Annotated in this window: 9 protein-coding genes; 4 read left to right on the top strand and 5 right to left on the bottom strand. The window is 31.0% G+C overall.

Annotated elements, in window-relative coordinates:
- Positions 1 to 518 (bottom strand): ABC transporter permease (locus tag IDG64_RS12360; protein ID WP_206171329.1); only part of this gene is annotated, 518 nt, incomplete at its 3' end.
- Positions 511 to 1,251, bottom strand: a complete 741-nt coding sequence (ecsA, locus tag IDG64_RS12355; RefSeq protein WP_000216872.1) for an ABC transporter ATP-binding protein EcsA — start codon at positions 1,249 to 1,251, stop codon at positions 511 to 513. The genes IDG64_RS12360 and ecsA, both read right to left, overlap by 8 nt.
- A 133-nt stretch (positions 1,252 to 1,384) precedes the next feature.
- Between ecsA and IDG64_RS12350 the strand changes: the two genes are divergently transcribed.
- The 4 genes from IDG64_RS12350 (at position 1,385) to prsA (ending at position 4,771) form a co-directional block, all read left to right on the top strand.
- A complete protein-coding gene (locus IDG64_RS12350) occupies positions 1,385 to 1,807 on the top strand; it encodes an HIT family protein (protein WP_000004981.1) in 423 nt (140 codons plus the stop codon).
- 141 nt (positions 1,808 to 1,948) lie between these two features.
- Positions 1,949 to 2,314 (top strand): YtxH domain-containing protein, encoded by a 366-nt coding sequence (locus IDG64_RS12345; protein ID WP_000648118.1) that lies wholly within the window; start codon positions 1,949 to 1,951, stop codon positions 2,312 to 2,314.
- A gap of 732 nt (positions 2,315 to 3,046) precedes the next feature.
- Positions 3,047 to 3,604 carry a DUF3267 domain-containing protein gene (locus IDG64_RS12340; protein WP_000477957.1) on the top strand — a complete coding sequence of 186 codons (558 nt, stop codon included), beginning with the start codon at positions 3,047 to 3,049 and terminating at the stop codon, positions 3,602 to 3,604.
- Between the two features lie 204 nt (positions 3,605 to 3,808).
- Complete coding sequence (gene prsA, locus IDG64_RS12335) at positions 3,809 to 4,771, top strand: peptidylprolyl isomerase PrsA (RefSeq protein WP_000782121.1); 963 nt, start codon at positions 3,809 to 3,811, stop codon at positions 4,769 to 4,771.
- 120 nt (positions 4,772 to 4,891) lie between these two features.
- Here the strand turns inward: prsA and yhaM are convergent, their stop codons facing one another.
- From yhaM to IDG64_RS12320, 3 genes are read right to left on the bottom strand one after another with little or no spacing between them, the layout of a single operon-like run.
- Positions 4,892 to 5,833 (bottom strand): 3'-5' exoribonuclease YhaM, encoded by a 942-nt coding sequence (gene yhaM / locus IDG64_RS12330; RefSeq protein ID WP_001244175.1) that lies wholly within the window; start codon positions 5,831 to 5,833, stop codon positions 4,892 to 4,894.
- Positions 5,830 to 8,766, bottom strand: a complete 2,937-nt coding sequence (locus tag IDG64_RS12325; RefSeq protein WP_000584625.1) for an ATP-binding protein — start codon at positions 8,764 to 8,766, stop codon at positions 5,830 to 5,832. The genes yhaM and IDG64_RS12325 overlap by 4 nt, the downstream gene beginning before the upstream one ends.
- Entirely contained in the window at positions 8,756 to 9,952 is a 1,197-nt protein-coding gene (locus IDG64_RS12320) for a metallophosphoesterase family protein (protein ID WP_000238218.1), read from the bottom strand. The genes IDG64_RS12325 and IDG64_RS12320 overlap by 11 nt, the downstream gene beginning before the upstream one ends.
- Positions 9,953 to 10,039 lie beyond the last annotated feature (87 nt).

Raw genomic sequence — 10,039 nt, 5'->3', positions numbered from 1 at the left:
ATGAATGATATTAAATTAACTTGCCATGTTTTAAGTCCCGATTGATACCATTGCCATCTTAAGCGTAAACCAACATATGGAAAAATTAATGCACTGACTCCAAAACAAATATAAAATGCCACATTATGTTGATTAATATTGTAAAACAACGGGAACATTACAATAACAATAATGAGTTGGATTAATATGCGCGCAAAGTAACTATATAAAATCGCATGACGCATAAATTGAGACATGTGTTTTTCAAATGGTAATAAAAAGATTTTATCCGCTTCTTTTAGGAGTGGTCGCATTGGAAAAATGGATGTCAATGCTACAATCACTGCTGCTATTAATGAAAAATTGATATTCGTTGGAATATGTTTTAACCATTCACCATATCCAAAAATAAATGCACCCAGCAAAATAAGTAAAAAGACCATGAAATGACCATTAAATATAAACTTATTATAATAATTTTTCTCTTTACGAAGGGCATGTAATCTTTTATTAAATAATGTGGTCGCTTGGTTATGCATGTACATCTCCACCTTGCGTCACATGAATATATATATCGTCTAATGTTTGTTTATGTAAGCCAGTTTGTTGTCTCAATGCTTCTAAATCTCCAAATGCAACGGCTTCACCTTCGTCTAGTATGATAAAACGATCACAATAACGTTCAGCTGTTGCTAAAATATGTGTACTCATTAGAACGGTTCTACCTTCGTTTTTCTTTTCAACCATTAAATCTAACATGGATTGAATTCCTAATGGATCTAGGCCAAGGAATGGTTCGTCTATAATATACAATTCGGGATTAACGATAAACGCACAAATAATCATGACTTTTTGTTTCATCCCCTTAGAAAAATGACTCGGAAAAACTTTCAATTCATTTTCTAAACGGAATGTCTTTAATAATGGCATTGCTCGATTCATCGCTTCATCACGATCAATATCATATGCCATTGCTGTCATCTCAATGTGTTCCTCTAATGTGAGTTCTTCATAAATAACCGGTGATTCCGGAATATAAGATAACTTTCTTCTATAAGCCTCTATGTCATCATTAATGTTGATATCTGAAATTGATAGAGATCCTTCCATAGGTGTAAGCAATCCTAGCATATGTTTAATCGTTGTACTCTTACCAGCGCCATTAAGGCCAATAAGTCCAACGATTTCGCCTTTGTTTAATTCAAAATTTATATCTTTAATTACAGGGCGTTTTCCATATCCACCTGTAAGCTGTTCTACTTTAACTGTCATAAGGCACCTCCATGACTTATATTGTACCAAAAATTATAAAATGCTCATATTAAATACACATGTCCTAATATCGAATTTTTAGCGACAATGTTATAATGAATGGTAATACAAGTTGAAAAGGAGTGTAGTCATCATGTCAGAAACAATTTTCGGCAAAATTTTAACTGGAGAAATTCCTAGCTTTAAAGTATATGAAGACGATTATGTCTATGCCTTTTTAGATATATCACAAGTTACTAAAGGACATACGTTATTAATTCCTAAAAAAGCTTCTGCTAATATCTTTGAAACTGATGAAGAAACAATGAAACATATCGGTGCAGCATTACCTAAAGTAGCAAATGCTATTAAGCGTGCATTTAATCCTGATGGTTTAAACATTATTCAAAATAATGGTGAGTTTGCAGATCAATCTGTATTTCATATTCATTTCCACTTAATTCCTCGATATGAAAATGATATTGATGGATTTGGTTATAAGTGGGAAACACATGAAGACATTTTAGATAACGATGCAAAACAACAAATTGCTGAACAAATTCAAGCACAATTTTAAATGTATGCTTAATCTAAGCTCGAACGGGTATAATATGATTAATATTATAACAATTGCGTTTGAAGTGATAACATCAAGGTTAGCAATTTTAAACAAAATGAGTTATCAAGATAACAGATGTTAAAAGTGAGGAGAATATAAATGAAAGCATCACGCATTCTATTCGGTATCGGTGTTGGCGTAGCAGCTGGTTTTGTAGTTGCACTTCAAGGACGAGACGACAAAAGTGTCAAGAACAACACGATCGATCGTACTGCCCCTACTGGTTCAAAATCAGAACTACAACGTGAATTTGAAACGATTAAACAAAGTTTTAATGACATTTTAAACTATGGTGTTCAAATTAAAAACGAAAGTGCGGAATTTGGTAGTTCAATTGGTGGTGAAATTAAGTCATTACTTGGAAACTTCAAATCTGACATTAATCCTAATATTGAACGTTTACAGTCACACATCGAAAATTTACAAAATCGTGGCGAGGATATTGGAAACGAAATTTCTAAGTAGCACGTTACGTTCTCGATCACAACTATTATTATTAGTAACAGCATATTTATTTTTTTTAATTAAATGCCAAATAAACGAGATGACATTAGAAATTAGATATTTCTTGTCATCTCTTTTTTATAACTCAAATGAACTTATGTTTACAAATTACAGGAATACATCGTTTGTAGTGATTTTCGCTTAAATCATATTTATGAATTGATTGAAAAAATTGCTTAGGATTCATTGTGTTATCCTTGCACTTTGATTACGCTTTACTTAAATCATTATCGACAAACAACATACTTATATTTTCATTGAGCCGAACCTTTTATGCACATTACATATACCTTACTTGCACAAATTATTAATCTGGTATTTATTATAATTACATATCACTATATTTTTAGCATTTGTATAACTTAGTTGGTCAAAAGATGCTTTTGCATATGCCCTGCCATATCCATTTTTTATATTATTCAAGTTTTCAAATACTCATGTCACACGCGCCTTTTTCATAAGTGATGCTTTATTAGCAAGAAGATGTGTTCGCAGAAATTTGTTCTGCATTCTACTTCTACGCTAGTCAATCAGCCAATTTTACCAAACTCCACTTTCGCGTTTCAAATCAAACAATACTTCGCCCCTTTCTTCTTATATAACAATTCTTCTAACATGATATGTTACTATTGAATTACTGAACCTGAGTTAGTTATAATCTAACTTATATTGAAAAGAGATGAGGCGTAAGATATGTTTTTATGTAAAAGACAAATTGATATCAATGCACGATTTGGTTTGCCTAGAATTGCATTTATGAGTGCAGTTGCAACCATCATTATGTTTTTAGTTAGTTATGAAGTAATGTATTTTTTATCTAATACGCCATTATCAGATAGACATTTTCTCATCTTTTTATTACTTGTATTTATGACGTATCCATTACATAAAAGTATACATTTGTTATTTTTCTTACCATATAGAAAATCGTTTAAAGTTCATAAGTTGACTAAAAGAAAATGGCTTATATTCTATAATACCTACGTCAATCAACCTGTACACAAATTTTATTTTTGCATTAACTTAATATTGCCGTTAATTATCTTATCTGCAATGTTCGTTTATCTAACAATTTTATTCCCGCAATATGGACATTATTTTATGTTCTTATTGGCATTGAATTTCGGTATTTCCATTACAGATTTATTATATTTAAAAATAATTATATTTTCTAATTATGGACAATATATAGAAGAACATAGTACAGGTATTAATATTTTGAAAAAAATTAAAAATCCATATCATTTATAACAAAATAATTATAGCAAGGTGTTATTATTTGTTTTTAGGCTATGTAATAGCTTACAATCAAATGTATATAGACCTTGTTTTTTTATTTTCATCAATTTCTACCCCTAAACCTAATGCTCTAGTCTGATGTCATGGGTTATTGATTGGTGATAATATAAAACTATGTTATATTCACGATGATTAACTTACAAAGGAGTTTCAACTATGAAGATGATAAACAAATTAATCGTTCCGGTAACAGCTAGTGCTTTATTATTAGGCGCTTGTGGCGCTAGTGCCACAGACTCTAAAGAAAATACATTAATTTCTTCTAAAGCTGGAGACGTAACAGTTGCAGATACAATGAAAAAAATCGGTAAAGATCAAATTGCAAATGCATCATTTACTGAAATGTTAAATAAAATTTTAGCTGATAAATATAAAAATAAAGTTAATGATAAGAAGATTGACGAACAAATTGAAAAAATGCAAAAGCAATACGGCGGTAAAGATAAATTTGAAAAGGCCCTTCAACAGCAAGGTTTAACAGCCGATAAATATAAAGAAAATTTACGTACTGCTGCTTATCATAAAGAATTACTATCAGATAAAATTAAAATCTCTGATTCTGAAATTAAAGAAGACAGCAAGAAAGCTTCACATATTTTAATTAAAGTTAAATCTAAGAAAAGCGACAAAGAAGGCTTAGATGATAAAGAAGCGAAACAAAAAGCTGAAGAAATTCAAAAAGAAGTTTCAAAAGATCCAAGTAAATTTGGTGAAATCGCTAAAAAAGAATCAATGGATACTGGTTCAGCTAAAAAAGATGGCGAATTAGGTTATGTTCTTAAAGGACAAACTGATAAAGATTTTGAAAAAGCACTATTTAAGCTTAAAGATGGTGAAGTATCAGAGGTTGTTAAATCAAGCTTTGGATATCATATTATTAAAGCTGATAAACCAACAGACTTTAACAGTGAAAAACAAAGCCTGAAAGAAAAATTAGTCGATCAGAAAGTACAAAAAAATCCAAAATTATTAACTGATGCATACAAAGATCTATTAAAAGAATACGATGTTGACTTTAAAGATCGTGATATTAAATCAGTTGTCGAAGATAAAATCTTAAACCCTGAAAAACTTAAACAAGGTGGCGCACAAGGCGGACAATCCGGCATGAGCCAATAACACAAAACCGAGCGACCGTGGTTCAAAAATCATACCACGGCCGCTCGGTTTTTTCGCATTAAAAATCGGACAGATGAGCTCATGTTTCAGTATACTCATCTGTCCGATATCTTTTAATTCTTAATCGAGTGATTCAGGATTGTAGAATCTACGATTTTCAAGACCAAATATTTTATCTGTAAACTGACCCTTGTCAGTTTTTTTATATGCCTTTTCAAACATATTCATTCTAGCATCGATATTATCGATATAGCATAAAATTTCTGCTTCTTTTAAGTATGGCAGTTTTGGCGAACCATACTCTAACTTACCATGATGAGATAAAATCATATGTCTTAACAACATGATTTCTTCTCCTTCAATGTTCAATTCACGAGCTGCTTCAACTACTTCATCACTCGCAATCGAGATGTGTCCTAATAAGTTACCTTCGACTGTATACGACGTCGCAACAGGACCACTCAATTCTCTAACTTTACCAATATCATGCAAAATAATACCACTATATAACAAACTTTTGTTTAACAATGGATAAATGTCACAAATTGATTTTGCAATACGTAACATCGTTAATACATGATAGCTTAAGCCACTCGCAAAGTTATGATGATGAGAACTAGCAGCTGGATATGTGTAAAATCGTTCTTGATATTTTTTCAATAAATGACGTGTGATACGTTGTAAATTAGCATTTTCAATATCTAGCAAATAATGAGAAATCTCTTCTTGTATTTCTGCCGGTGATAAAGGTGCACCATCTACAAATTGTTCTGTTTTTAATTGATCTTCAGTTGTCGCTAGTCTAATTTGGTTGACTTTCATCTGTTTATTTCCGCGATAGTTTATGATGTCACCTTTAACATGTACAATTTCTTCAGGCTTGATTGTTGCCATATCATTTTTTGTAGCCGTCCAAAATTTCGCTTCAATTTCACCACTTTTATCTTGCAAATGTAATGTCATATAATCTTTACCTTGTGCTGTTACACCCTGTGTAGCTTTATGCACTAAGAAAAAGTGATCAACTGAATCTCCGGGATTTAGATTCTCTATATTTCTCATCGTTTCCCGCCTTCCTCTATTTTGTTTAATGTAATCACTTCTTTTGATGGAACAATATTATCTTTTACACATGTAAAGTATAGTACTTGATAGTGTTCTGATAATGATCGTAAATAATTCAACATTTTTTCAGTACGCTTTTTATCAAAATGAACAAATGCATCATCAACAATTAATGGGAACGGATAATATGGTCTTAGTACCTTAATTAAACTGATACGTAAAGCTACATAAAGTAATTCTTTTGTAGATTGACTTAGTTCAACAGGATCATATAATTGACCATTAACATGTTTAACCGTAATTGAATCTTCATTATAGTTAATCATCGTATATCTGCCATCTGTTAAATGCTTCAATATTTCTACCGCTTCATTAATAACTTGAGGCAAACGTTTATCTTTAATTTGTTTAATGTGTTCATCAACTAAACTTTGTAAATAACTTAAACTTGCCCAATCTTTTGCGATATCATTAAGTTGATTTTTAAGACTGTGATATTCATGTCTTAAATTAGCAAGCGTTGTATCAGTTTCCATGTGATTGATTTGTGCACTTAAATCACTGACTTGTGCTTGCATTTCAAGATATTGCTCATTATATTCGTCAACTTGAGTAGCCAATAAATGATCTTCTTCTTCAAGTTGTGCAGTTGTTTTTTCACTTAAACTAGAACTTAATTCATAAGAATAGTTTTGGTTCTCAAGATATTTAGTTAAATCATTAAAACGACTCAAATTACTAGTATAAGTTTGGTAATCTTCATGATGTTGGTAAAAATCTTCTTCAGTACCAACATTGATAAAATCGAATAGTGCTGTAATTTCTTTATTATTTTCTTCTAATTGAGCATTTAAATGATTTAATTCATTTGTAACAAGTTTGGTATTTTCAGCATTAATACGCCATTTTTCATTCGTGTCTTCAGCTGATTTCAACCATTGTTGCACATCGTGGAATAAAGATAATTTGTTGAAATAAACAAATTGTGATTTTGTAACAGCTTCAGCATGATTGTAGAATGTATCTAATTCTTGAACCAATTGCTGGCGTTGTTGATTTAAATCACTGATATGTTGATCTAATGCTTTAATATTCGCCATTGTAGAAATACTATCAACAATTAAATCATTTGAAATTTTAGATGATAAGTATAATTCATCCTTAACGTTTTCAACTGTCGATTGTAATTCATCATGACGCCCTTTCGCATCATTTAAACGACCTTCAATATACTGACGTTTCTCTTCTAAAATATCTTTATTTTTCAATGCCTGTTGCCAGTGATCACGAATGCGATATTGCTCATCAAGATCAAAATCTAAGTCATAGTTTTCATCTAAAATGGCTAGTTGTGCTTTAATTTCTTCGATTTCATCTGTGATGGCCTCGCTATAATCTACTTCTTTTGATTTAGACATGATGATACCGATAACAAATACTAAAGTTAATACTGCGAAAATAATACCAAACAGCATGTTGTTTGAAATAAATGAGAAGGCAGTTAAACCAATACCTACTAATGTTAAAAGAATAAACGTTGTTCGTAACAATTTTTGACGTTTTTGTTTTTCTTGTTGCTCAATTTCGAAACGTTCTTTCAATTTGCTATACAAGTTCTCTTTTTCGTTTAATTCAATGACTTGTTGTGAGTATTCTTTTTTCTTTTCAAAAGTCTCTTCAGGAACTATTTTTTCTTCAACAGAATCTAGTTCGCTATGAACCGCATTATCTTCGATTTTATTTTCTTCTAAACTACGTTCTAATTGTTTAATGTGTGCAGCTTGTTCTTGTTTATTCTTGATTTGCTCACTGACATAACTTTTCATTGCCTCTGAACTATCTACGTCATGATGCGTTTCAGACCAACCAATATTTGCTTGCAATTCATCTTTATCACGTTGTTTATTCGCAATATCCTTTTCGATTGCAGTAAGTTCAAATTCTTTATTTTTAATTTCATTTTCTTGTTGATTCAAACTAATAAAGGCGTCAATATCAGATTGCTTAACTGGCTCTAATTGAGTCGCTTCTTCTTTAAGTTGAGCTAAACGCTCATTTCTTAAACCAATATCTCTTTCTAACGATTGCTTATGCGCTCGTGCTTTTTCGTAACGATCCACACCTTTTTCTGGGAATGTGATTGGCTCAATATTTAACTGTTGTTCTAGAGACTTCCATTCTTGTGAATGATCATGTAAAGCAACCTCTTTTTGTTTTTCTTCATGCATTTTTGATAATTGATTTAAATTATGCTTTAAATTCTCTAATCGACGTGATGATTTATCACGATCATCTACTAAGCGATGATATGTTTCTAGCTTAGCTTCTTCTTCACGAATTTGACTTTCTAGTTGTTTTAATTGCTCAATTTGTTGATTAATGATCGGATTTTTACCTGATTTTTTATATAATTCATCTTTTTTACGATTAATCACTTCGCGCATTGACGTGAATTCAGTTGATCCTAAAGCCCCTGCTTGTAATAAATAATCTTGCAATTGTTTTTCATTTAGATTTCTATGAATGTCTTGAAGCCCTAGTACATCAAATGAAAAGATACCTTGATATGTCTTTTTAGAAATATAATTAAGTTTCTTTTGTAACCAAGCATCATCACGCACAGCACCATTAGGTAAATATACTTTCACATCACCTTGAGCACTGCCTTTAATTCGTTCAACTTCAATCTCTAAGCCATCATCAAGAATAAGTACTAATTTACCACCGTATTGGTTACCTAGACGTGGTTCTAGTCTTGGCTCTTTAGACTTTTTAGTTGGAAAACCAAATAATATCGAATGGATGAATGCTTGAATCGTCGATTTACCCGCTTCATTTTCACCAAAAATTTCAGTGAAGTTTTTATTAAATTCAATTTTACGTTGAACAAATTGACCGTAACCATAAATTTCAAGTGATTTAATTATCATTTTGTTCACCTCTCATTTCAGCTTTTAATATTTCTTCAGCACGATTAACTAATGCTGTATGGTCGAATGTTCCATAATCGTCTAGGAACTTTGATGCCCTTGGATTTAAATATAAATCTGACATCGCTTTATCAAAAACAGTTTGATCGACTAATAATTCCGCTGAAAATTCATTAACTAAAGGTGACTCATCATTTTGTGCATATTGTATTTTTAACTCATCAATATATACAAATTGATTTTCGTTTTCTTCATAATCTGTAATCATTTCTTCAACTTGTAATAAATCTTGAGGTGAAATTAATGTCTCACTATTAATAACAAGCGTTAAACGATAAAAGGCTTTTCCTTCTTCTCTCACTTGTTCTTTAAAGTTTTGAATGACCTCGTATAAACCTTGCTTAGATGTCTTATCCGTTTCAATAGTTGCTTCTTCAAATCTAATATACTGTGTAGGATAAAATTTAGTCTTTAATTTTAAGTGGTCACCCTCGATTAATAAGCAACCTTTTTCACCTTGCTCATTAAAATGTCTACCTTGAATATTACCTGAATAGTTAATTACAGGCATATCTCTTAATTGTTGACGTTCATGTATATGACCTAAAGCCCAATAATGATACAATTTACTGTTTAAATCTTCTAAAATGAACTCGGTATATCTTTCGTTAACTGAAGATTTACTATACGTACCATGCAAGACACCAATATGTATGCCTTTTTGGCCTTGACTTGATGGATATTCATCAATCTTGTTCTCATAACTTGCTCTATTTTCATAACTAAATCCGTGAATATAAATTGTTTCACCAGATTTAGTAATTGCTTCATACGTCTCAACTTTATTTGAAAATACAGAAACATTATCTGGCCAGTTTGATGAAATCTTTGATGATAATGGGTCGTGATTACCATGACAAACATAAACAAAGATTTGTTCATTTTGTAAACGTTCAAATTGCTGTTTTAAGAAAATTTCAGCACGTAATGTTCTGTTTTCACTATCAAATAAATCACCCGCGATAATTACAAAATCAACATCTTGTTGTAATGCAATATCTACAATATTTTTAAAACTTTCATAAGCACTTTTTTGAACATCCTCAAAAATTTTAGGGCTTATATGACTCTTAGATTTGAAAGGACTATCTAAATGTAAATCCGAACAATGAATAAATTTAACCATACATCCATATCTCCTTAATTAAAGGTTCTAACATCAATTTTGCAAAATCCAACTATACAAAGCATTCTAATCACTATAATCATACTT

It is taken from the genome of Staphylococcus sp. EG-SA-15 (assembly GCF_017151895.1).
In the GTDB taxonomy this organism is placed as follows: Bacteria; Bacillota; Bacilli; order Staphylococcales; family Staphylococcaceae; genus Staphylococcus; species Staphylococcus aureus.
The sequence above is the reverse complement of the archived record's forward strand: the minus strand, read 5'-3'. Positions and strand labels throughout refer to the sequence as shown.

Coding starts and splice junctions, on each gene's coding strand:
- yhaM (WP_001244175.1), bottom strand. CDS start 5,833: ATGAGAAATATAGAGAATCTAAATCCCGGAGATTCAGTTGATCACTTT.
- IDG64_RS12350 (WP_000004981.1), top strand. CDS start 1,385: ATGTCAGAAACAATTTTCGGCAAAATTTTAACTGGAGAAATTCCTAGC.
- IDG64_RS12345 (WP_000648118.1), top strand. CDS start 1,949: ATGAAAGCATCACGCATTCTATTCGGTATCGGTGTTGGCGTAGCAGCT.
- prsA (WP_000782121.1), top strand. CDS start 3,809: ATGAAGATGATAAACAAATTAATCGTTCCGGTAACAGCTAGTGCTTTA.
- ecsA (WP_000216872.1), bottom strand. CDS start 1,251: ATGACAGTTAAAGTAGAACAGCTTACAGGTGGATATGGAAAACGCCCT.
- IDG64_RS12340 (WP_000477957.1), top strand. CDS start 3,047: ATGTTTTTATGTAAAAGACAAATTGATATCAATGCACGATTTGGTTTG.
- IDG64_RS12325 (WP_000584625.1), bottom strand. CDS start 8,766: ATGATAATTAAATCACTTGAAATTTATGGTTACGGTCAATTTGTTCAA.
- IDG64_RS12320 (WP_000238218.1), bottom strand. CDS start 9,952: ATGGTTAAATTTATTCATTGTTCGGATTTACATTTAGATAGTCCTTTC.